The 22281-nt window shown below is 63.8% G+C and carries 22 protein-coding genes; 14 read left to right on the forward strand and 8 right to left on the reverse strand.

Going from position 1 to position 22281, the window contains the following annotated elements:
• Positions 1-336 precede the first annotated feature (336 nt).
• The gene (locus E7813_RS20035; protein ID WP_291576885.1) at positions 337-486 is read left to right on the forward strand and encodes a hypothetical protein; all 150 of its coding nucleotides are present in this window, start codon (positions 337-339) and stop codon (positions 484-486) included.
• Positions 487-492: 6 nt separating this feature from the next.
• Here the strand turns inward: E7813_RS20035 and E7813_RS20040 are convergent, their stop codons facing one another.
• Positions 493-735 (reverse strand): hypothetical protein, encoded by a 243-nt coding sequence (locus E7813_RS20040; protein WP_291576886.1) that lies wholly within the window; start codon positions 733-735, stop codon positions 493-495.
• 199 nt (positions 736-934) lie between these two features.
• Here E7813_RS20040 and E7813_RS20045 point away from each other — a divergent pair, with 199 nt between their 5' ends.
• Both E7813_RS20045 and E7813_RS20050 read left to right on the forward strand, forming a co-directional pair.
• Positions 935-1066 carry a hypothetical protein gene (locus E7813_RS20045; RefSeq protein ID WP_291576889.1) on the forward strand — a complete coding sequence of 44 codons (132 nt, stop codon included), beginning with the start codon at positions 935-937 and terminating at the stop codon, positions 1064-1066.
• 32 nt (positions 1067-1098) lie between these two features.
• Positions 1099-1887, forward strand: a complete 789-nt coding sequence (locus E7813_RS20050) for an SDR family oxidoreductase (protein ID WP_291576890.1) — start codon at positions 1099-1101, stop codon at positions 1885-1887.
• Positions 1888-2101: 214 nt separating this feature from the next.
• Here the strand turns inward: E7813_RS20050 and E7813_RS20055 are convergent, their stop codons facing one another.
• On the reverse strand, positions 2102-2962 hold the full coding sequence (locus E7813_RS20055) for a hypothetical protein (protein ID WP_291576892.1): 861 nt from the start codon (positions 2960-2962) through the stop codon (positions 2102-2104).
• 233 nt (positions 2963-3195) lie between these two features.
• Between E7813_RS20055 and E7813_RS20060 the strand changes: the two genes are divergently transcribed.
• The 5 genes from E7813_RS20060 (at position 3196) to E7813_RS20080 (ending at position 5493) form a co-directional block, all read left to right on the forward strand.
• Entirely contained in the window at positions 3196-3381 is a 186-nt protein-coding gene (locus E7813_RS20060; protein WP_291576894.1) for a hypothetical protein, read from the forward strand.
• A gap of 189 nt (positions 3382-3570) precedes the next feature.
• The gene (locus E7813_RS20065; RefSeq protein WP_291576896.1) at positions 3571-3786 is read left to right on the forward strand and encodes a hypothetical protein; all 216 of its coding nucleotides are present in this window, start codon (positions 3571-3573) and stop codon (positions 3784-3786) included.
• A 187-nt stretch (positions 3787-3973) separates the two neighbouring features.
• Positions 3974-4360 carry a cupin domain-containing protein gene (locus tag E7813_RS20070; protein WP_291576898.1) on the forward strand — a complete coding sequence of 129 codons (387 nt, stop codon included), beginning with the start codon at positions 3974-3976 and terminating at the stop codon, positions 4358-4360.
• A gap of 31 nt (positions 4361-4391) precedes the next feature.
• Positions 4392-4772, forward strand: a complete 381-nt coding sequence (locus E7813_RS20075; RefSeq protein WP_291576900.1) for a hypothetical protein — start codon at positions 4392-4394, stop codon at positions 4770-4772.
• A gap of 58 nt (positions 4773-4830) precedes the next feature.
• The gene (locus E7813_RS20080) at positions 4831-5493 is read left to right on the forward strand and encodes a dienelactone hydrolase family protein (RefSeq protein WP_291576902.1); all 663 of its coding nucleotides are present in this window, start codon (positions 4831-4833) and stop codon (positions 5491-5493) included.
• A 313-nt stretch (positions 5494-5806) separates the two neighbouring features.
• Here the strand turns inward: E7813_RS20080 and E7813_RS20085 are convergent, their stop codons facing one another.
• Positions 5807-9553, reverse strand: coding sequence for a vitamin B12-dependent ribonucleotide reductase (locus E7813_RS20085; RefSeq protein ID WP_291576904.1), 3747 nt, complete (start codon positions 9551-9553; stop codon positions 5807-5809).
• A 674-nt stretch (positions 9554-10227) separates the two neighbouring features.
• Between E7813_RS20085 and E7813_RS20090 the strand changes: the two genes are divergently transcribed.
• Positions 10228-11127, forward strand: a complete 900-nt coding sequence (locus tag E7813_RS20090; protein WP_291576906.1) for a DMT family transporter — start codon at positions 10228-10230, stop codon at positions 11125-11127.
• A gap of 59 nt (positions 11128-11186) precedes the next feature.
• Here the strand turns inward: E7813_RS20090 and E7813_RS20095 are convergent, their stop codons facing one another.
• Entirely contained in the window at positions 11187-11651 is a 465-nt protein-coding gene (locus tag E7813_RS20095; RefSeq protein WP_363331195.1) for a BA14K family protein, read from the reverse strand.
• A gap of 262 nt (positions 11652-11913) precedes the next feature.
• Between E7813_RS20095 and E7813_RS20100 the strand changes: the two genes are divergently transcribed.
• From E7813_RS20100 to E7813_RS20115, 4 genes are all read left to right on the forward strand, one after another.
• A complete protein-coding gene (locus E7813_RS20100) occupies positions 11914-12324 on the forward strand; it encodes an NADH:ubiquinone oxidoreductase subunit NDUFA12 (protein WP_291577061.1) in 411 nt (136 codons plus the stop codon).
• 304 nt (positions 12325-12628) lie between these two features.
• The gene (locus E7813_RS20105; protein ID WP_291576908.1) at positions 12629-13339 is read left to right on the forward strand and encodes an outer membrane beta-barrel protein; all 711 of its coding nucleotides are present in this window, start codon (positions 12629-12631) and stop codon (positions 13337-13339) included.
• A 305-nt stretch (positions 13340-13644) separates the two neighbouring features.
• On the forward strand, positions 13645-14136 hold the full coding sequence (locus E7813_RS20110; RefSeq protein WP_291576910.1) for a gluconate 2-dehydrogenase subunit 3 family protein: 492 nt from the start codon (positions 13645-13647) through the stop codon (positions 14134-14136).
• Positions 14133-15773, forward strand: a complete 1641-nt coding sequence (locus E7813_RS20115) for a GMC family oxidoreductase (protein WP_291576912.1) — start codon at positions 14133-14135, stop codon at positions 15771-15773. The genes E7813_RS20110 and E7813_RS20115 overlap by 4 nt, the downstream gene beginning before the upstream one ends.
• An 82-nt stretch (positions 15774-15855) precedes the next feature.
• Here the strand turns inward: E7813_RS20115 and E7813_RS20120 are convergent, their stop codons facing one another.
• Both E7813_RS20120 and E7813_RS20125 read right to left on the reverse strand, forming a co-directional pair.
• Positions 15856-17427 carry a glycosyltransferase family 87 protein gene (locus E7813_RS20120; RefSeq protein ID WP_291576914.1) on the reverse strand — a complete coding sequence of 524 codons (1572 nt, stop codon included), beginning with the start codon at positions 17425-17427 and terminating at the stop codon, positions 15856-15858.
• A 477-nt stretch (positions 17428-17904) separates the two neighbouring features.
• A complete protein-coding gene (locus tag E7813_RS20125; RefSeq protein WP_291576916.1) occupies positions 17905-18591 on the reverse strand; it encodes a DJ-1/PfpI family protein in 687 nt (228 codons plus the stop codon).
• Positions 18592-18701: 110 nt separating this feature from the next.
• Between E7813_RS20125 and E7813_RS20130 the strand changes: the two genes are divergently transcribed.
• Complete coding sequence (locus tag E7813_RS20130; RefSeq protein WP_291576918.1) at positions 18702-19646, forward strand: GlxA family transcriptional regulator; 945 nt, start codon at positions 18702-18704, stop codon at positions 19644-19646.
• Positions 19647-19756: 110 nt separating this feature from the next.
• Here the strand turns inward: E7813_RS20130 and E7813_RS20135 are convergent, their stop codons facing one another.
• Together E7813_RS20135 and E7813_RS20140 are read right to left on the reverse strand one after the other, a co-directional pair.
• Complete coding sequence (locus tag E7813_RS20135) at positions 19757-21088, reverse strand: MFS transporter (protein ID WP_291576919.1); 1332 nt, start codon at positions 21086-21088, stop codon at positions 19757-19759.
• A 342-nt stretch (positions 21089-21430) separates the two neighbouring features.
• Positions 21431-22123 (reverse strand): outer membrane beta-barrel protein, encoded by a 693-nt coding sequence (locus E7813_RS20140; RefSeq protein ID WP_291576922.1) that lies wholly within the window; start codon positions 22121-22123, stop codon positions 21431-21433.
• Positions 22124-22281: the final 158 nt, after the last annotated feature.

The following is a 22281-nucleotide window of genomic DNA, read 5'->3' on the forward strand; positions in this document are numbered from 1 at the left end:
CCTTTCGCAAACTTGACACCAGCGTCGGGGTGTCAGGACCACACGACTTCGCCGTCCGCCTCAGGCGCATTCGTCAAAGCGCCATCCGCGTCCACCGCATCCCGCCCCGCGTCCGTGACGATCGCGAGCGCCCCTCAGAGAGGCGGAACAACAATGGATATGAACTGATTTGGCTATTCGGAAAATCGGAATATTTTTGCGGACCGCACTTGACAGTTCACTGATTTGCGCTTCGGCGATCAGCCGGCTTTTTGCAGAAAGTCATCCGCGCCCTGGAACACGACCGCGTCAACCGCCATTATCCCGGGGAACGCCATCAAGCCAGGGGTCCGTCCCATGATCCGCAAACTGCCATCCGGCGAATACCGGCTCTATTCCCGCAAGGTGAATCCGAAAACCGGCAAGCGCCGCAACCTCGGCACCTTCAAGTCGCGGGCTGCTGCCGAAAAGCACGAGCGCGACGTGCAGTATTTCAAGCGGCACTAGACGCGTTCAGTGCGTTGCGTTGTCGGTGCTGCCGGTCGCGGGCTTGTACTGCGTTTGCGGCTTTGACCCCAGCTCCTGGCATGGAACGGGCCGCCATTCGCCATCGAGCGTCTGTTCGTACGAGGTGCACGCCGGCGAAGCTGATTGGTCCCCGGTTTTTGGGGCATTGGAATCCTTCGCCAGCGCCGGCGCCGTCAGGACGGCGAGGGCGGCAATCGAACCCGCGAAGATCGCGCTTGCTATCCGCATCGGAGGCTCTCCTTCTCGAACGCAATAGTTTCGAGAAAAAGATTGTGGTAATTTTTTGCCGCGGCGATTCCGCGCGGCGCTCTTGCTTAATATTTGGAAAATCCGGCGTGGGGCTCAGGCTTCACAAGCGGCGCGAACATTGCGATCGTTGGCGGTACCGCAGCGGTGCTCCCGCTCGCCGTGTGAGGGAGGCGGCGCCATGTACACGCTGATCGGCATAGGCTTGCTTGTTGCCGTTGCGTTGCTTTCGAACAAGCAACAGAGCAGGGGGGCCTGGCTGCTCGTCGCCGTGGTGGTCGTGCTTGTCGCCATTGCCTACCTCATCCGCTAGGCTCGCATCCCCGCAAGGAGACTTTGGTCCAGATGAGTCTGTTCAACCATCCCTTCGATCCCGCGCGCGAAGCGGCACTGGTCACGGGCGCGGGAAACGGCATCGGCCGTGCGATCGCGCAGGCTCTGACCGGCGAGGGCGTGCGGACCGTGTTTGCCGATGTGAACCGGGACACGGTGACCGCGGCGGTGGCCGCCTCGCCACGGCCCAAGCTCGCCGTGCCCTGGGTCGGCGATCTCGCGAAGTCCGCCGCCTGCGATGCGTTGCTGGCGGATGCACAAGCAGCGGTCGGGCAGGTGACCCATTTCGTTCACAGCGCCTCGCCGCCGCGCCGCGAGGCCGATCACGCCCTGGCGGTCGACACCGAGACCTGGGCCAGGATGCATGCGGTCAATGTCGACGCCGGCTTTCACCTCGCGCGAGAACTGGCGCGAAAACTCATCGCGGCGCATGAACCCGGTTCGTTCCTGTTCCTGACCTCGCTGCATGCGGACACGCCGCGCAACCTGCCGCATTACTCGACCGCGAAAGCAGCGCTCGCCATGCTGGTCCGGGAATTGGCCAAAACCCTCGGCCGCCATGGAATCCGCGTCAATGCGCTGGTGCCCGGCGCCATCGCCGCCGGCGGGTTTGTCGCCGATCCTGCGCTCGCCCGACACATCCCGCTCGGCCGCCTCGGCCAGGCCCAGGACCTCGCGCCGATGGCGCTGGCGGTGCTGTCGAACCGGGTGTCGGCCTACGTCACGGGAGCGGCGATCGTGGTTGACGGCGGCCTGTCGCTGACCAACTGGTTCGAGCCGCCGGATCTTGGGGAACTGTGAGCTGGCGTGGGCACTTGCTTACCTCGCCCCGCTTTTGTCCGCCGAAGCCCGCCTTCGGGCGAAGGCGGATGCGGGGAGAGGTCGGCGCTTTCTTGAGCGCCGGGTGAGGGGGACTCTCCGCGCGTCGGATCGTTGACAGAGCCCCTCACCCCAACCCTCTAAGAGCGAGCTTCGCTCGTCTCGACCCCGCAAGAGCGGGGCGAGGGAGAAGTGATCAGTGCAGCGGCATTGGCGGGCGCACCACGGGTTCGCCATCCGGCTGAACCATGGTTTGCGGTGGCGGCGGCGCAGGCGCGGGTGGCGCCGGATAGGCCGGATAATAGGGCGGCGGTACCGTCGAAGCGGTCGCGGCCGGCGGGGGCGGAGGTACCGGTCTCGGCTTGCGCGGCGCTGCGGCCGGCCGCGGCGGAAGGGCTGTTACCTTCTCGGAACTGATGGTCTCGAGGCTTTTGGCGATGTCGCGGGACAGTTGGGCCTGGCCGTCCCTGAGCTCGGCGATGCTGGCCTTGAGCTGCTCGATCTGTTGTCCCATCGCGGCAAGATCGCGCGCCATCGACGTCAGCAATTGCGAATCCGCAGGCGAAGCGGCGACCGCCGGTGCAGCACCTTCCGGCTGGACCGCGACCGCCTGTTGCGTGGGCGCCTGATCTTCTTCGGCCGGCGCGAATGAAGCCAGCACGAACGGCGGCATCCAGCGCGAGGCCATCTGTCTCGCCACATCGCCATGGTGAGTCCAGACCGCGGCCGCGATCGCGCTGCACAGCGCAAACAGGAACGCCACGGACGCGTTCTTTACCCGGCGGCCGATCGCCGACCGCTTGGCTGCGGCCGCGACGCCGTCGACGGCCGCGGCGCGAAACGTCACATCGACCGTGGGAGTCACTTCCATCCGTTGCGACGGCTCGCTCTGCGAGGGGTCCGCCGCCGTCTGCGCGCGCCGCCGCGACAGCAGGCTCAGGACCTCATGCACCGGGTCGGGCGAGTCTTGATTCACGCGCGTGTCGAACACGACCTCGGGCGCGATCGGATAGGTGGCGCCGGAATCGATTTCCTGAAGCTTCGGTGTGGATTGCATGGGCGTCCCCTGCCTGCTGCAACGTCGAATTTACCTCGTTCCAGACGCCAGCAAGGTTTGACCAAAGCAAGGCGACGGGATGGAGAGGTTGCGGCCACCCACAGCGCGGGAACCCTGAAACCGAGGCGCTGCGTGGAGGGAACGCGACCGGGGTTCGGCGGTTTTCAAACCAGCCGCATCCTGCCGCAAAACGGCTGCTGCGGCCGAAATCGCAAGACAGCAAGGAGAGCAAGATGACGTCGCAAACGCAGATCCACACCATCGCGCGGCAGATGCTCGAACGGCATGGCGCAGAGGCGATCGCCCACGCCGCCCGCAACGCGCTGGCGTGTGAACGCAAGGGCGAGGCGGATGAAGCCAGCGAGTGGCGTCATATCGAGGACGCCATGAAGATGATGCGGGGACCGCATCAGAGCTGAGGATTTGAGCGAAGCGGCCGCTTGCGGTTCGCCAGGCGCTCTCAGTTTTGGCTTTCCCGGGCCATTGAAGCGGCCCGGAAGCGCCCAATTATGCCCTCAAACGACATCCCCAATACGACCACCAGCGCCAGGATCAATCGTCGACAGCCATCGTGTTGTTAGTCAGTAGCGTAGTGTGGAGTTAGTGAAATGAAACCTGGCAATATCGAGTCAATGCCCGCGGCCGAGCTTTTCTCATTCGACGACCGGGCTCCGCTCAATCCCGCAGAGCGCGCCGCGCTCGATGACGAGTTTGCCGCCCAGCAGCAGAAGATCGAGCGGCTCAACCAGTATTACGACGAGGTGGTCGCGGAGCTTCGCGTCTTGCTCGACCAGAGCGAAGACGAAGGCGGTGAAGCGGCCTGATCGCTTATCGCGGCATCAGAAACGGCAGGTAGTGCCGCATCCAGGCCACGGGATCGCCGATCATGGATGGCCGGGACAAGCCCGGCCATGACGACAGCAACAGCAACGGGTCGCGCAAATGCGCGCCCGGTGATAAACTCCGCGTATTGCGCCGCAAGTCTGGTGGCGTATTTCCGGAGACGACGCCATGAACAAGCCTGTGCCGGTCAACCCGCCCGAACTTCGCTCGACCCTCGTCGCAGCATCCTCGATGCCCTGGCAGCGAACCGACTTCGACGGCATCGAGATGAAGATCCTGTACCAGGACGACGAAGGGCGCTCGACCATCCTGTTCAGGATGGCGCCCGGCGCAGTGGTGCCGCTGCACGAGCACACCGCGCTCGAACAGACCTTCATGCTGGAGGGATCGCTGGAAGACGCGGAGGGAGCGTGCCACGCCGGCGACTTCGTGTGGCGTCCGGGCGGCAACATCCATGTCGCGCATGCGCCCAAAGGGGCGATGTTCCTCTCAATCTTCAACCGGCCGAATCGTTTCTTTGACGGGACGAAGTTTTTTACGGCGGCGAAGGAATGACGCGCTTCGCGTCCGGAATGGAGCAATCAGGATGACGCAGGTGTTGTTCGTCGGCCAGGAGCCGGAAACCGTCGACTTCTCCGATCCCGCACTGCCGCCTGGCTTCAACGCGGAAAAGATTCATGCGGGCATCAGGATCGCCATGGATCAAATGAAGGCGCGCGGCTGGGATGCCGATCTCTGTCTGGTGAAGCCCGACAAATCGGCTGTTGCCGCGCTCGAAAACCGGCTTGCGGCCGGGCACTATGATTGCGTCGTCATCGGCGGCGGCATTCGCATGCCGCCGAAAAGCCTGCCGCTGTTCGAGATGCTGATCAATGCCGTCCACAAGGCAGCACCCGGCACGGCCATCGCGTTCAACACGCGGCCGGAAGACACAGCCGAGGCGGCGGGGCGATGGGTGAAGGGTTGAGCCAGTCGCTCTATCGGCAATCAACTCCCCATGGCTGGGGCGCACCGTGAAATTCCAAATGATGTTGAGATTTTTTGCGGCGTCGCTCTCAATCCTGGTTACGACACTTATCTCTTTAGGCGGAGTCGGCGCCGTCAATGCGACGGGCGAAGGCAATTCTCCCGATATCGACTTGCCCCCGCCGTCCGGGCAAGGCCGTGTGGTGCTAATCCTGTCGGGTATGGACGGGACCGGCCCCTACAAAGAGTACGCCGAAAAGATCGCCGGGCTCGGTTATTATGCCGTCGTCATCGACGGCCGGGATATTTTTTCGGCGGACCAAAAAGGCGGCGATCGATTGCAAAAGGCAATCACCAGGGCGTTCGCTTCTTCCAATGCGCTTGCCGGCAAGGTCGCGGTCATCGGCTTTTCGGCCGGAGGCGGCGGCGCACTCGCCTATGCGGAGCGGCAACCCGACGCTGTTTCGGCCGTCATCGCTTATTATCCTGCGACCAGCTTCATCGCGGAGATGTCGGACATGAAGAGCTTTGTCGGAAAATTCCAGGTACCGGCTCTGGTGTTCGCAGGCGGCAAGGATACCTTCGACAATTGCTGCTTGCTAGCGACCGCAACGGAAATGGAAACCACCGCAAAGCACCCTTCTCTGGGCTCGGCGGCGCGGGCGGCTTGCGCCGCTTCCCGTTCAGCAGTTTTGCCCAATCCAGCTTGCGCTGCGGATTAGCCATCACAGCGCTCCCCGATTCGGACGCAACTCATCACAATAATCACCATAAACAGCACTACAGAACGCACCTGAGGTGTACCCAAAAGTGCAGTGGGTCAAGCCGTCGAAAGGCGAGAGCGGGCCTATCCCGGCGAACCGGATCGATCCGAAATCGGACCGACGGGACGGCGGTCTCCTTTAGACGACGCCGGCGGCCCTTAGGGCCACCGGCTAGAAAATCCTTCTAATCGACATCCTAGTGTTGACTAAATGGACACGGAAACACACGGGATGGACGACCTAGTCAGAACTCCACATTAAAAAACGAGGCTTACGAACACCCCGTCGTTGACCCACACGTCTCGCACTTCATGCAGGTGCCGTTGCGCACCAGCGTGAAGTTGCCGCATTCGCTGCACATCTCGCCTTCGTAGCCCTTGGCTTTGGCTTCGGCGCGGCGCTCGGCCTTTGACGGGGCCGCCTGGGCCGCCGCACCGGCGTTGCTCCATTGCAGGGCTTCGAGCTTTTCGGTCGGCGACAAATCGTGCTGGGCTTCCTGCTTCAGCGCGACCGCGCCTTCGATTGCGTCGGCCGCGCGCGCGGTCGGGCCGTGCGAGGCCATCGCGGTGATGTTGCCGCCCCCGCGGGCTTCGGTCGCCGGGTCGCTGCCGCCGCGCATCACCACGAGGTTGTCGGTACGCGAGCGGGTCAGGCCCTTGGAGACGTACCTGGTCGAGTGCGAGGGGTCCGGCACCTTGCCTTCCTCGACGCCCTTGCCCATGGCGTCGAAGTTGGACTCGCTGGGGTCGACATGGGCGAGATCGAACCGGCCCATGTAGCTGACCGCAAGCTCCCGGAACACATAGTCGAGGATCGAGGTCGCATACTTGATCGAGTCGTTGCCCTGCACGGGCCCGGCGGGCTCGAAGCGGGTAAACGTAAAGGCGTCGACGTATTCCTCCAGCGGCACGCCGTATTGCAGGCCGAGCGAGACCGCGATCGCGAAGTTGTTGATGAAGGAGCGCAGTGCCGCGCCTTCCTTGTGCATGTCGATGAAGATCTCGCCGATCCGGCCGTCGTCATATTCGCCGGTGCGCAAGTACACCTTGTGGCCGCCGACCACGGCCTTTTGGGTGTAGCCCTTGCGGCGATCCGGCATCTTCTCGCGCTCGCGCATCACCACGATGCGCTCGACCAGACGCTCCACGACTTTCTCCGACAATTGCGCGGTGCGCGCGGCCATCGGCTTGTCGTAGAACGCCTCGATGCCGTCCTCTTCCTCGTCGTCGTCGCTGATCAGTTGCGAGTTCAGCGGCTGCGACAGCTTCGAGCCGTCGCGGTAGAGCGCGTTGGCCTTCAGCGCGAGCTTCCAGGACAAGAGGTACGCGGACTTGCAATCCTCCACCGTGGCGTCGTTGGGCATGTTGATGGTCTTGGAGATCGCGCCCGAAATGAACGGCTGCGACGCCGCCATCATGCGGATGTGGCTTTCCACCGAAAGGTACCGCTTGCCGACCTTGCCGCAGGGATTGGCGCAATCGAACACGCTGTAGTGCTCGGCCTTCAGATGCGGCGCGCCTTCCACCGTCATGGCGCCGCAGATGTGGACGTTGGCGGCCTCGATCTCGCGTTTGCTAAAGCCGACCGCGGCGAGCAGGTCGAAATTAGGCGTAGCGATGTCTTCGGGCGCGATCTTGAGGGTGTCGCGCAGGAAATCCTCGCCAAACGTCCACTTGTTGAAGGCGAACTTGATGTCGAAGGCGGTCGGGAGCGCTGCCTCGACCTTTTTCAGCGCTTCGTCGGTGAAGCCCTTGGCTTTCAAGGTGGAAACATTGATCGCGGGCGCGTTCGACAGCGAGCCGTGGCCGACCGCATAGGCCTCGATCTCGGCGATGTCGGCCTCGGAGTAGCCGAGCGCGCGCAGCGCCTCGGGCACGGCGCGGTTGATGATCTTCCAGTGGCCGCCGCCGGCGAGCTTCTTGAACTTCACCAGCGCGAAATCAGGCTCGATGCCGGTGGTGTCGCAATCCATGACGAGGCCAATGGTGCCGGTCGGCGCCACCACTGTCGTTTGCGCGTTGCGGTAGCCATGGAGTTCGCCGAGCTCGAGCGCCCGGTCCCAGGCGGCCTTGGCATGCTCGACGATGTCGGCCTGCAGCACGCTGGCGTAATCCAGCGGCACCGGATTGACCGCGAGCGCCTCATAGCCGCGGGATTCGCCGTGCGCGGCGCGGCGGTGGTTGCGGATCACCCGCAGCATGTGGCTCGCGTTCTTCTTGTAGCCGGGGAACGGGCCGAGCTCCTTCGCCATCTCGGCCGAGGTGGCGTAGCTGGTGCCGGTCATGATCGCGGTCAGGGCGCCGCATAGCGCGCGGCCTTCCTTTGAGTCGTAGGACAGCCCCATGGTCATCAGGAGGCCGCCGATATTGGCAAAGCCGAGGCCGAGGGTACGGAATTCGTAGGAAAGCTCCGCGATCGCCTTGGACGGGAACTGCGCCATCATCACCGAGATTTCGAGCACGACGGTCCACAGCCGGCAGAGATGCTCGTAGGCAGCGACGTCGAAAGCCTTGGTCGTGGTGTTGTAGAAAGTAATGAGGTTGGCGGACGCCAGGTTGCAGGCGGTGTCGTCCAGGAACATGTATTCCGAGCACGGGTTGGAGGCGCGGATTTCGCCCGAGGCCTTGCAGGTGTGCCAGTCGTTCATGGTGGTGTTGAAGTGCAGGCCGGGGTCGGCCGAGGCCCAGGCGGCGTGGCCGATCTTTTCCCAGAGGTCGCGCGCCTTCAGCGTCTTGGTCACCTTCCTGTTGGTGCGGCCGATCAGGTTCCAGTTGCCGTCGGTTTCCACCGCGCGCAGGAAATCGTCCTTCAGCGACACCGAATTGTTGGAGTTCTGGCCGGAGACCGTCAGATAAGCTTCCGAATCCCAGTCGGTGTCGAGGATCGGAAAGTCGATCTCCTTGTAGCCTTGGCGTGCGAACTGGATGACGCGCTTGATCATGGCGTCGGTGACCATGGCGCGGCGGGCGAGCTTGATTTCGCGGCGCAGCGCCGGGTTCTTTTCCGGATCGAAGCAGTCGTCGCCACTTCCCTCGCAATTGACGCAGGCCTTCAGCACCGCCTTCAGATGCTTCTGGTTGATCCTGGAGCCGGTCACCAATGCGGCGACCTTCTGCTCCTCCTTCACCTTCCAGTCGATATAGGTCTCGATGTCGGGGTGATCGGCGTCGACCACCACCATCTTGGCGGCGCGGCGCGTGGTGCCGCCCGACTTGATGGCGCCGGCGGCGCGGTCGCCGATCTTGAGGAAGCTCATCAGGCCCGACGAGCGTCCGCCGCCCGAAAGCTTTTCGCCTTCGCCGCGCAGCCGCGAGAAATTGGAGCCGGTGCCGGAGCCGTATTTGAACAGGCGGGCTTCACGCACCCACAGGTCCATGATGCCGCCCTCGTTGACGAGGTCGTCCTCGATGCCCTGGATGAAGCAGGCGTGCGGCTGCGGATGCTCGTAGGAGGATTTCGACTTGGTGAGTTTGCCGGTCTTCCAGTCGACGTAATAGTGGCCCTGGCCGGGACCGTCGATGCCGTAGGCCCAGTGCAGGCCGGTGTTGAACCATTGCGGGGAATTCGGCGCCACCATCTGCTTGGCCAGCATGAAGCGCAGTTCGTCGCAGAACGCGCGGGCGTCTTCCTCGGACGAGAAATAGCCGCCCTTCCAGCCCCAATAGGTCCAGCAGCCACTGAGGCGGTCGAACACCCGTTTGGCCGACAGTTCGCTGACGTAGCGTTCGGCCTCTGGCAGGTCGGCCAGCGCCTCGGCGTCCGGCACCGAGCGCCACAGCCAGGACGGCACGGTTTCTTCCTCGACCTTCTTCAGGCGGGCGGCGACGCCGGCTTTGCGGAAATACTTCTGGGCCAGCACGTCGGAGGCGACCTGCGACCAGAATTCGGGCACCTCGACGTTTTCCAGGCGGAACACTACCGAGCCATCGGGATTGCGGATCTCCGATGTCGTCAATCTGAAATCAATCCCTGCATAGGGTGACTGGCCGTCAGTGGTGTTGCGCCGTTCGATTCGCATGGTCGTGCCCCGTTCTTTTTGACCGGACCGCTTGTCGCGGCGCCGGGCGGTTTTCCTTGAGCGAACCCAGGAGCCACGATTGTGACCCCGTCCATTCGCAAAGCTCGGCCGGTGGACCCGGCCCTGTTCATCGTTCAACGCCCCAACACATCAGTTGAGCCGCTTCCGGCCCATTTTAGCGCCCCAAAATCCCCCTTGAGTTCCGGGCAAACGACCCCGGCACCCGCTGCCTCAAACGGCGGACGGAGTGGTCATTCTGGAACCCTTAGGGAGCGACCGGCGGGACCCAAACACACTCGCGCCGAACAGATCGAAGGCTAGGACGACTCCATTGCGCACGTCAAGCACTAGTACGAGTTCCTGAATCAAATACTAAATATGGTGGAAACAGGGGAAAACCAAGGGGTCCGGCCGCGCCTTGGTTGGACCCAAGTATCAGTGAGTCCTCAGAGATTCCCAAGCGAAAAAATTGTTGCGGGGGACCGGGATTTTGAACAGCACCCGCTGTTCACAGGACAACTATTTATTGCGCCCGAGGGCTTGCACAGGAAAGACTCAGGTGACGCCGACATGACGGCCGGGCTGACATGCCCGCCGGCCGATAGCGTGGAGCCGGGATAACCGGCAAGGTGCCGCCGATTCCCTTCCCGGTTTCACAAAGCTCATCCGAAACAATGACCGTCCCCAATCAGCGCAGCGCCAAAGCGCGCATGGCGCCCTCCGGCCTTCTGTTCCTCGCCGTGACCTCGGTCGGCTGGGGACTGAACTGGCCGATCATCAAATACCTGCTGTCGGAATGGCCGCCGCTGTCGGCGCGCGGATTAACCGGCATCGCCGGCGGCCTGACGCTGGCGCTTTACGCGCTGCTGCGCGGCCAGAGCTTGCGGCTGCCGAACGACCAGCGCTGGCGCGTGCTGGTGTCGGCGTTCCTCAACGTCACGCTGTGGATGGCGGTGATGGGGCAGGCGCTGGTGTGGCTTCCGGCCAGCGAAGCCGCCGTGATCGCCTACACCATGCCGGTATGGACGGCGCTGTTGGCCTGGCCGCTGCTCGGCGAGCGGCTGACGCCGCTGCGGTTGCTGGCGCTGGCGATGGCGTTCGGCGGGATCGCGGCCCTGATGGGCGGCAACGGTTTTGCCGCAAGCCTCACCAAGCTGCCGGGCATCCTGCTGGCGCTGCTCGGTGCCTTCGGTTTTGCCGCCGGCACCATCTTCCTGAAGCGGTTTCCGATCTCGCTGCCCGGCGCGACCTCGGCGGCGTGGCAGATCGGATTGGGCTGCTTGCCGGTTTCGATCGTCGGGCTGGCGATCGAGCATCCGTCGTTGTCTGCGCTGTCGCCGGCCGGATGGGCCTGCATCGCCTACATGATCTTCGTCCAGTTCTGCGTCGCCTATGTCTGCTGGTTTGCGGCGCTCGAGCGTTTGCCGGCGTCGGTGGCCACGATCGGCACCATGGCGGTGCCGGTGATCGGGGTGACCGTGGCGGCGATCTGGCTGCAAGAGCCGCTCGGGGTCGGCCAGATCGCAGCCCTGGTGTTGACGCTCGCCGGCGTTGCGCTGGCGACGCGGTCGTGAAACGGCAAAGGCGGCGCAGAGGAATGCGCCGCTTTTTACTTTAGGATCTCAGGCCTCGATTACGGGCAGGGATGCCGAAAGCCGTCGTTGCCCAGATAGGTTCCCGACCCAGGATCGTAGGAACGATAGGTCTGCATGCAGTAAGCCACCGCATCGTCGCCGTCGCCGGCATCGGGAACCACGGCGACGGGCGCGTCTTCGTAATACTGGTCATCGTAATAGCCCGGGGGATAATAGCCCGGGTAGCCTACGATCACGCCGGCGGCCACCGCACCGGCAACGGCTCCGGGGATATACCCTCCGCCGCGACGATAACCGCCGCCGCTGTAACGCGGCCCGGGAGCGCCACCGCCATTGAAGCGCGGCCCGGGAGCGCCGCTATAACGCGGCCCCGGTGCTGCGCCGACACGAACGCCGCCACTCACTCCCGGATGTTGCTGCTGGGCGAAGCTTGCGGCCGGTACCATCGGCAACACCAGCGCCATGGCGGCTGCCGTACTCAAAACCTTAAGACTGATCATCATTGGCTCCATCTGCGGGACACAGCCCAACCTCGCTGAAGGGTGGACGTTCCCGAGGCCCGCACCTGATTGTGCCTGGGTTCAAGCTGTCAGACCGGAACTGTATGCGAAATGAACGGATTGGGCCTGTTGCGTGACCATCGGTCACCTTGAGGAGGCGAGGCTTGCCGCTTTCAATCAACTCGGCTTGATCGCTGCACGCAACTGGACAATTCGGGCTGCCGATGGCATCAGGGTCGGGAGCTTTCTCTCAACCGGCGCGGCCATGAAACTGTTTTTCCTCAAACTATTCACGTGGTGGAACGGCCAGACTTTCGGGACCCAATTGTGGACCTGGCGGTTCGGCGAGTTGGTCGGCGAGGACGAGCAGGGCAACCGCTATTTCCGCACCAAGGGCCGCAAGATCGATCCGTCGCTCGGCTTCGAGCGGCGCTGGGTGGTCTACAACGGTTACGCCGAGGCCACCCGCGTGCCGCCGTCATGGCATGGCTGGCTGCATCACACCGTCGATGTCGCGCCAACCGAAGAGAGCTACACGCCCCACGAATGGGAAAAGCCGCATCTTGCCAACATGACGGGCACGCCTTCGGCCTATCGCCCTCCCGGCTCGACGATGGCCAGCGGCCGGCGTCCCGCCGCCACCGGCGACTACCAGCCGTGGACGCCGGGTAGCTGATTCAACCGTGGCCGGACGGCGTTCGATGCGACCATCGACGCTGCCGCCTCGATCCGAAATTCAGAGAGCCGATCGATAGTTATTCGCGGGGGATGGCGCGCAACGAGGCCGGCCTACGCTGGAGCGCGCGGTCTTGCAGAAACGGTTTTCCCCTGTTGCCAATCGGTCACAGCAAATAGTAGGGCGTCTGATATCTTGATTTCCGAAATCTCGGCGCTCGCGTCGGGGCAAAAGGCTGATTGCGACGGAGGCGGTTTTGTTTTTCCCATTGCGCACGATTTCGTTTTTCGCATCCACCTGCGTCATGGCGGCGCTAATGCTGTCGGGCGGCCCGGCGGCTGCCGGAGGGAACGTTCCGGCATTTGGCGCCAACGCCGCCAGCGCGAGCAGCTGGGTGGCCGGCGGTCATGCCGGCTACAACTGGCAACAGGGCTCGATGCTCTACGGTTTTGAAACCGATTTTCAGGGCACCAACCTCAACAGCAGGATGACCGGCGGGCTGACGCCGAGCTCAGGTCCCGCCAGCGATTTTGCCAAGACTTCGGCGATGATCGACTACTACGGCACGTTCCGCGGGCGGATCGGGTTCACGACGGGCCGGTGGCTGTTTTACGGCACCGGCGGTGCGGCTTATGGCAACGTCAATCTGGCCAGCCAGTTCTCCACCCTGGCGCCGACGACGGCCTTCGACGTATCCCAGCCCAAGTTCGGCTGGGTGGTCGGCGCTGGCCTCGAATACCTGTGGCGGCCAAATTGGATGCTCACCCTGAACTATCAATATGTCGACCTCGGCAACGTCGGTATTTCTTCGTTTGCGACCGGCGGTGGCATCGTGATCGGCCAGATGGCGAGTGTCCATGCGCAGTTCCAGACGGCGACGATAGGCTTCAGCTACCGGTTTGCGCCGGATGGATCACCATCGCCGTGGGCGGGCGGATACGCCGGCGGCCAGGTCGGCGGTGACTGGGGCGACCACGCCCACGCCATCTATTCTTCGTCGCGGATTGGATTTTAGGCGCCGGCACAGGCGGTTCCGTATTCCGACGCGGCCGTTGGGGACGGCTCACCGGCTGTTGAAGCCAAACTCAACGCGGGCTGCGGGCCGGGTCGCGCGACAACTCAGCTTCGCCCCGAACAATTCTGCCGCGGTCTCGCACCAAGGTGCTGGCCTCGTTACATGAAGCTGGCGGCCATCAGTTCTCGCGCTCGATGGGATCGAAGGCTACGGCACTGGCCGCACCACTCGATTTGAGGAAGCTCGGCGGCGGGTGTAGACGAGAGCCGGTGTTGCTCTCGGGCGCACATCAGGGAGACAGGCACATGAAGCGGCGTCACTTACTCGCGCTGCTCGGCACTTTCTCGTTCGGCGGAGCGGCGGCGCCATGGCGCCTCGTCGCGACACCGCTCCGTGCTCCGGGCACGCGCGAGCATGTCACCCGTTCGATGGCTGCTGTTGCCGAAACCATGTTCCCCGGCGACGGACTCCCCGGCGCTGCCGCGCTGGGAGTTCACCAGCAGGTACTCGCGGTGCCGGATCTGCAGGCCCGGATCGCGCAGGGCATGGCATGGCTCGACAGGCACGCAGCGTCGCTAGGCGCTGCGGATTTTTTGGCGCTTGACCAGGCCGGCAGGTTGGCCGCGCTGGACGCCGCGTTCGCCTCCCGTGACGACGGCATTCAACTGTTCGTCCTGACCATGCGCGATCATCTGGGCACGGCCTATTATTCGACGCCCGCGATCAAATCGGCCTTTGCCTATACCGGTCCGCCGCAGCCGGACGGCTTCGCCGATTTCCAGCAACGCCCTTCATGAGCGGCGACGAAGGCTGGGACACAATCGTGGTGGGCGCAGGCGCGGGCGGGGGCGCCGCGGCCTATGGCCTGACCCGGCGCGGACGATCGGTGCTGCTGCTCGATGCCGGGCCGCGCTTCGATCCGTCGACCGACTATCCGCTGAGCGGCGCCGACTGGGAGCTGCGCGAATTTCCGCAAAAGCCGGGCAGTACCGGCCAAGTCACGTTCGCGCCGGGCCAGAAGCTCGGTCGTGAACCGTTGCTCGCATCGGGAAGCCGGGGATGGGGACCGCTGGCCAACGGCGCGACACGGCTGATGGACGGCTATCGGCACGTCCGCGGTATCGGCGGCACGACTCTGCACTTCACCGGCGAGGCGCATCGCATCCATCCCGCGGCGATGAAAATGAAGACGCGCTTCGGCGTCGCCGCGGACTGGCCGTTCGATTATGGCGCGCTCGAGCCGTATTATGTCGAGGCGGAGGAATTGATCGGGGTGGCAGGCCCGGCGACGCAAGGCGCGCGCTGGCGCTCGCGCGGATTTCCGCTGCCGCCGCATCCTCTGTCCTACGCGTCGCAAACGCTCGGCAAGGGAGCCAAGGCGCTGGGGTTGGACTGGCAGGCCAATAGCCGCGCGGCCCTGTCGCTGCCCTGGAACGGGCGACCGCCGTGCAATTATTGCGGCGCCTGCAACAAGGGCTGTCCGATCGGCGACAAGGGCAGCGCCGATGTCACGTTCATCGCGGCGGCGCTGCAAACCGGCCGTTGCACCGTGCGGGCGGAATCTCCGGTGATCAGGATCGAAGCGGGGCCAAACGACGGGATCGCGGCCGTTCTCGTCGGGCGGCCCGACGGCAGCATCGAACGCATTGCCGCCAAACAAGTCGTGCTGGCCTGTGGCGCCGTCGAAACTCCGCGACTGCTGCTTGCGTCCGAGGGTCTCGCCAATGAGAGCGGCGAGGTCGGGCAGAACTTCATGGACACCCTCTTCGTCAACGTCGGCGCGTTGCATCCCGAACCGCAGCACAGCCGCCGCGGCTTGCCAAGCGATGCTATCGCGTGGGATTTCAACGCGCCCGACGCTATTCCCGGCGTGATCGGTGGATGCCGTTTCTACAATGCTTCCGGTGAGGCCGAACTCGGCGGGCTGGCGGCATTCGCGCTGAGGGCCGTTCCGGGCTGGGGCCGCGACCATGCCAAGTCGGTGCGGGATCTCTGGGGCCATGCGCTGCACGTCGGGGCGATCGGCGAACAACTGCCAAATCGCGAGAGCCGGGTCGATCTCGATCCCGATGCGCGCGATCGCTTCGGCGTGCCGCTGGCGCGCATCGCTTCCGCACTTGCCGAAGCCGATATCGCTCGCCTTCGTTTCATGGTCGAAAAGTCACGCGAGCTACTCGCGGCCAGCGGTGCGCGACGGATCTACGAGAGCTATTCGAGCTGGGACTGGTTTGCGGCAACCCACGTGTTCGGCACCTGCCGGATGGGCGATGATCCCGCAAGCTCGGTCGTCGATGCTTTCGGACAAAGCCACCGCTGGCGCAACCTCTGGATCGCGGATGCCAGCGTGTTTCCTTCTTCAGGGGGCGGCGAGGCCCCTTCGCTCACCATCGAGGCGCTTGCGCTGCGCACCGCCGCGCGAATGGCAAGCATCTGAGGCATTCCGCTCGGCGCACGATGACGCAAGGCCACCGGCGATTACCGGCCGTGGACGCCGGGAAGTCAGGCTGCACACCGACTCAACAGTCGCCGGATCGGCTTTTTGGCTGCGAGGGCTGCAGCGGGCAGGCCTCGATATCGACGCCGTCGGCGCCCGGAATGATCGCGCACGACCGCGACGTGTCGAACCGCCAGCCATATTCGTCAAGCAGGCACTGCCGCGGCGCGCTGCCGCGAAGATGCAGCGCCCACACCCCGCCCGGCCTCGGATGGGCGAGACCATCGCGAACGCGCCGGTCCAGCAGACCGCCCGGCACAATCGGCATCACGATGTCGGAGAGTTGATAGGCCCGCGATTCCGGCCCCAGCAGCGGCACGACATAGCCGAGCGGCTTCTCGATCAGAAGATAGGTCGAGGGGCTCGCAAGCGCCGCCGGCAATCGGGGGTCGTAAGGATCGGACCAGGGACGGCGCAGCCAGTCGGCGGGTTGCGACCACAGCGCGATGGCGACGGCGAGGCCGACGGTTGCGAAGTGGCTCCAGGGCGGCCGGCCCGGCGTCAGCGCTGTCAGCTGCAACGCGCGCAGCAAACGCGAAAACAACAGCACGACCAGCGGCGCGGTCAGCAGTTCCAGCACCACCGCGTAGCGATGAATTGAAAATGTCAGCAGCCACATGGCGTAAGCGACCAGGAAAAACAGCAGGAATAGTTTGTCCCGCCGCGTGAACACCCGCATCCGGGTCAGCAAGGCCAGGCCCGCATTGGCGGCGAACAGCACCAAAGCGATCGCGAAGCGCGGGTCCCGAAACGGATATTCGGAGGAGCGGTAGTTGCCGACCGCCCAGTAAAACGGATAGGCGACCGCTTCCCATAGACTGTGCGGCATGAACCGCACGTCGGTGATTGCATCGAGCGGCGCTTCCGGCGAGTGAAACACGGTATTGTAAAATGGAAATACCGGGTTGCCGAATTCCTGCCACAGCGACCAGCCCCAGGCGCCGCCGGTGCCGAGCGTTCCCGCGACCGCGCCGACCGCAAAATACGCCATCGCCGCCAGCGGCCGCGGTGCGAGCAAAAGCGATGCACCGGCGCCGACCAGGAAAACCATGTTGGTCAGTTTCAATCCGACGGCGCCGCCGATCAGCATTGCCGCGACCAGATAGCGCGTTCGATGCGCAGCCTCCGCCGACAGGATCAGGCCGAGGCCCGCGATCACCGGCAGCGCGGTGAGGATATCGGCGAAACTGGTTCCAACCTCGGACAACGTCATCGGACCGAACGCGCCGATGATGACCGCCGCCGCCAGCATCCATCCGCTGGAGGCGCTGGCCAGAAGGATGCGCGTGAACCAATAGATCAGCGCAAGGTTGAGGCCATGGATTGCGCCGAGCAGCATTCCCCAATACGGCGCGCCGGCATGGTGGCGCAGCAGATAAGCGGGAAGATAGGCCAGCGGGTTGAAGAAGTTTTGAACGCCGGCGGGTGCTACGTCCTCATTCAATCGCCCATGGAGCCATGCGAAGGCGCTGTACTCGTGATAGTTCCGCCAATCCCAATTGATGTCTTCGCCGGCATAGAAGGCATAGGCTGCGCCGGCCGCGAGCGATCCCAGCATCACCGCCCAGATCTCGAAATTCTTGCGCGCGATCATGGATCGAGCGATTCCCGCAACCATCGATTTGACCTGACTAAAGAAAAACCCGCCGGCATGGGTTGGCGGGTTGTTCGCGGCATTCCATCAGCGGTATAAACGATTCAGGCATAGGCCCGAAGCGTAGCGTGGGCCGGGTTAAAAAACATTCCTGCAAAAGCGCCATCATCCGGATATTGCCTCGCACCCGCGCCTGTGAACAACGGGAACAACGGGGATACTTCTCGCAGCGTTCTTGCGCATTCACCGCCGTCGCGGCTTAATCAGGTCATCTTATGGAGGTGGGAAACCACCGCGTCGGATCGGGCCACAGTTCGCGACTGCCCCGATTTGCAGCGGCACCCGATCAGGATACGGCCGGGAGATTGGCCCCCGGTGCAGAGGTTCTGAGATCGCCCGACAATGTGGGGCTGCCATGAGACAGGAAAGGCCGTCTGGGAAACCAGGCGGCCTTTTTCTCGTGCGCGGGTGGCGGGATTATGCGAGCCGCGCCGCGGCGCGCTTGATCGCCTCGCCGCGGCGCTGCTGGTTGGGTGCGATCCGTTCGCGCATCAGCGCGAGGATTTCCTTCGGTGCGGTGTCGGGCGAGCCGGCATTGAACGGCGGCGCCGGATTGTATTCGAGCCTGAGCTGGATCGCCTCGGCGGTCGGCCGGTCGACCATGAGCGACACCAGCGTCAGCGCAAAGTCGATGCCCGCGGTGACGCCGCCGCCGGTAATCCGGTTGCGGTCGACACAGACCCGCGTCTTCGCCGGTGTTGCTCCGAACGCACTTAGAAAATCCACCGCGGCCCAGTGCGTCGCCGCCCGGTATCCCCGCAGCAATCCGGCCGCCCCCAGCACCAGCGATCCCGTGCAGACCGAGGTGATGTATTTGGCGCCCGCCGCCTGCTTGCGCAGGAAAGCCAGCATCTCCTCGTCGTTGACCATGTCGTCGGTGCCGGCCCCGCCGGGCACGCAGATCACATCGAGCTGCGGGCAATCCGCAAAGGTCGTGGTCGGCGTCAGCATCATCACCGAATCGCTGGCGACCGGTTCGATCCGTTTCCAAATCAGGTGCACCTTCGCGCCGGGCACGCTCGAGAACACCTGCAAGGGCCCGGTGAAATCGAGCTGGGTCACCTTCGGAAAAATGAGGAGACCGATCTGAAGCGGCGCGGGCATGATAGGGGCCTTTCCGGGTTTAGCTGCATTTGCTTGACCGGCGCATCATGCCGTGATGTCCTGATGTCTGAAATGCCATATTTCCCTCATTTTAAGACATAGGCGAAATCATGATCGGCGTTCTCGTATTTCCCAATTTCCAGTTGCTGGACGCCGCCGGGCCGATTTCGGTGTTCGACATCGCCACGCGCTATGCCGGCCAGGCGTCGTCGATCAAGGTTCTGGCGGTCAGGCCCGGTCCGGTGCGCAGTACATCCGGCGTCGAGATGCTCGCGCGCGGCGTAAAACCCTCCGGTGCGATCACCACCCTGATCGTGGCGGGAGGCGAGGGGGTGCGCGAGGCGGCGAAATGCGCAACCACGCTGGCGCTGGTGCGCGCGATGGTGAAGCGCGGCATCCGCGTCGCCAGTGTCTGCTCCGGCGCCTTTATCCTGGCCGAAGCCGGCGTGCTCGACGGCCGCCGCGCCACCACGCACTGGCAACGCACCAGCCAGTTTCTCGGCAGCTATCCAAAAGTGAAACTGGAGCCCGACCGTATTTTCGTGCGCGACGGCAACATCTGGAGTTCGGCCGGGATCACCGCCGGCATCGATCTGGCGCTGGCGATGGCAGCGGAGGATTTCGGCGACGAGGTCGCGCAGAAGACCGCGCGACAGCTCGTGCTGTACAATCGCCGCAGCGGCGGCCAGTCGCAATTCTCGTCGCTCTTGGAATTGAAGGCGCCGGCCGGCCGCTTTGCGCCATTGCTGGCCTGGGCGCGCGAACATCTCGATGCGCCGCTGACGGTGGAAGACATGGCCGAGCAGGCCGGCATGAGTTCGCGGCATTTCACCCGCGCCTTCATCGCGGAGACCGGCACCACGCCGTCGAAGGCGGTGGAGCGGTTACGGATCGAGGTGGCGCGGCTGCGCGTGCAATCCTCCAGCGAGGCGATCGAGCGCGTTGCGCAAACCACCGGCTTTCGCGATCCGGAGCGGATGCGCCGCGCCTTCATCCGCGCCTTCGGCCAGCCGCCGCAATCGCTGCGCCGCGCGGCGCGGGCGAGTTACGGCTGAGGGCGCGGCCGGCCCTGCCACCGGCTCGGTCCGGTAACCATCCCGGACACGCCATACAAAACAAGAGGGCCTGGACGAAGCCAGGCCCTCTCGGACTATGGACGTTACGCCTAGGCGCCGGCGTCATACTCCGCCGAAATGTCCTTGCCGGTGTAGTCAGGCATGAACGACGCCGCCACAAGGCTTATGACCGAGCAGCCGGCGATGTAGATGGAAATCGCGTAGCCGGAGTGATAGGCGGCGAACAGGGCGGTCGCGATCAGCGGCGCCGGGCCGCCGGCGATTACCGACGCCAGTTGATAGCCCAGCGAAGCGCCGCTGTAGCGCAATCGCGGCGTAAAGGACTCGGCGATCAAAGCCGCCTGCGGCCCATACTGCATGTCATGCGGAATGAGCGACAGCACGATCGCGATGAACACCGCCAACGGAGCCGCGGTGTCCACCATGCCGAAATACAGGAAGCCGAACACGCCCGTGGTCGCCGCGCCGATCAGATACATCTTCCTGCGGCCGATACGGTCGGAGATATGGCCCGACAGCGGGATGGTGATGAACGAGACGCAAGAGGCGACCAGCACCGCGCTCAGAATCAGATCGCGCGACATGTGCAAGGTGCCGACGGCATAAGCGAAGATGAACGCAGTAAAGATATAGAACGGCGCCTGCTCGGACATCCGCAGCAATGCCGACAGCAGGATCTCCTTCGGATGCTTCTTGAAGACCTCGACGATGGGGGTCTTCTCGATTTTCTTGTTGTCCAGGAGTTGCTGGAACACTGGCGTCTCAAGGATGCCAAGGCGAATCCATAGTCCGACGCCCACGAGAATAATCGAGAGCGCGAAAGGAATGCGCCAGCCCCAGGTGGCGAACTGGTCGCCTGACAACTGGCTGAATGCCAGGATGGCAAGGTTTGCCAGAAACAGGCCGCACGGCACGCCGAATTGCGGCCAGGCCGCCACCAACCCGCGTTGACCGTGGGTGCGCGACCACTCCATCGCCAGCAGCACCGATCCGCCCCACTCGCCGCCAACGCCGATGCCCTGCAGCATCCGCAACACCGTCAGGATCACCGCACCCCAGATGCCGATCGACTCGTAGGTAGGCACGAAAGCGATCAGGAAGGTCGCAATGCCCATGCACAGCAGCGTGGCGATCAGTGTCGCCTTGCGGCCGATGCGATCGCCGTAATGACCGAATATCGCGGCGCCGATCGGACGCCCGACGAAGCCGATGAAATAGGTGCCAAACGCCGCAAGCGTGGCCGTCAACGCATCCTGGTTGGGAAAGAAGAGCTTGCCAAAGATCAGCCCGGCAGCGGTGCCATAAAGGAAAAAGTCGTACCACTCGATTGCGGTGCCGATGGTTGATGCGACGACCGCCTTGCGCAGCTGCGCGCTATGGTCGGAGTCGGACAACGTCTCATGTGTGACTGCCATGGCCATTTGAATTGCCCCTTGGTTGGTTGTTTCCTTGTTTGGCGGGAACCGGTTCGCGACGGTTTCTTTTAGGTAGATGCTACAATCAGCGCGCGGCGACCGAAAGGGTGCATCTCGTCGAAAGCAGCGATATTGCCGCTTGCTGCACCGCAGGAGATTCGCACGAAGGTCTGGTTATGGCCTCTCGCGTCGTTTCTTGGCGATGCAGGGTTTTGTCATAATTGGGGCTTAGCTGACATCGAGCAAGCGGGGAATGCCCCAAAACGGATGTGCCCCTTCGCCGGTCGCGATCGACGCACAAAAAAGCCCCGGACAATGCGGGGCTTTTGAACGGGTCGGTCCTGGAGTTCAGTACTTCGCGACGACCGGGCCGCTGAACGAGTAGTTGACGCCAACGCGGACGATGTTCGCGCGGAAGCTGACGGTCTCGGGAACGCCGGGCACGACGTCGAACAAATGGGATTTGCCGAGATCGACATAAAGATATTCGAGTTTTGCGGTCCAGTGCGGCGCGAAGCTTGTCTCCACGCCGGCACCCACCGTCCAGCCTGCCCGGAACGCGCTGCCGGACGCGGGAAACAGCGAATCCCAGCCGTGGACGTCGCCGACGGCAAGACCGCCAGTCCCGTATAGCAGCCAGCTGCCCATCGCACCGACGGTGTGACCGATACGGCCGCGGAACGTGCCAAGCGACTCAAGTTTCGTTCCACAGGGATGCGGCGGACCAAAACCGCATATATTGGACTGGCCCGAGATGTCCGACCACGAGTAGTCGCCCTCCAATCCGAACACCCACGGACCGGTTTGCCAGTTGTATCCGAGGGTGCCGCCGAATAGGCCGCCGCTAACCGAAAAGTGGCCATCGGCAACTGTTCTCCGAACATCGGTCTGATCGGAATGACCCCAGCCACCGCCGCCTTCAATACCGATGTAGCCGCCGGACCAGTCATAAACGGGCGCCACGATCGGCGGCGCTTTAGTGTATACTGGAAGATCGGCGGCAGATGCCGCGCCAACGCCGACAATCGCGCTGACGGCCACAGCGGGGGAAACAATCAGTTTTGAATTTCGCATGTCGCCCTCAAATAGACTTAGCCGGCACCGGGACTCCCAGCTTGCGCCGCCAATCTAAAGGCAGCCGTTCGGACCCCATACCCACCATCCGAGGGAGAAGGCCGATTCTGTCGGACTGTTGCTGA

This window comes from Bradyrhizobium sp. (assembly GCF_004799405.1).
Taxonomy (GTDB): domain Bacteria; phylum Pseudomonadota; class Alphaproteobacteria; order Rhizobiales; family Xanthobacteraceae; genus Bradyrhizobium.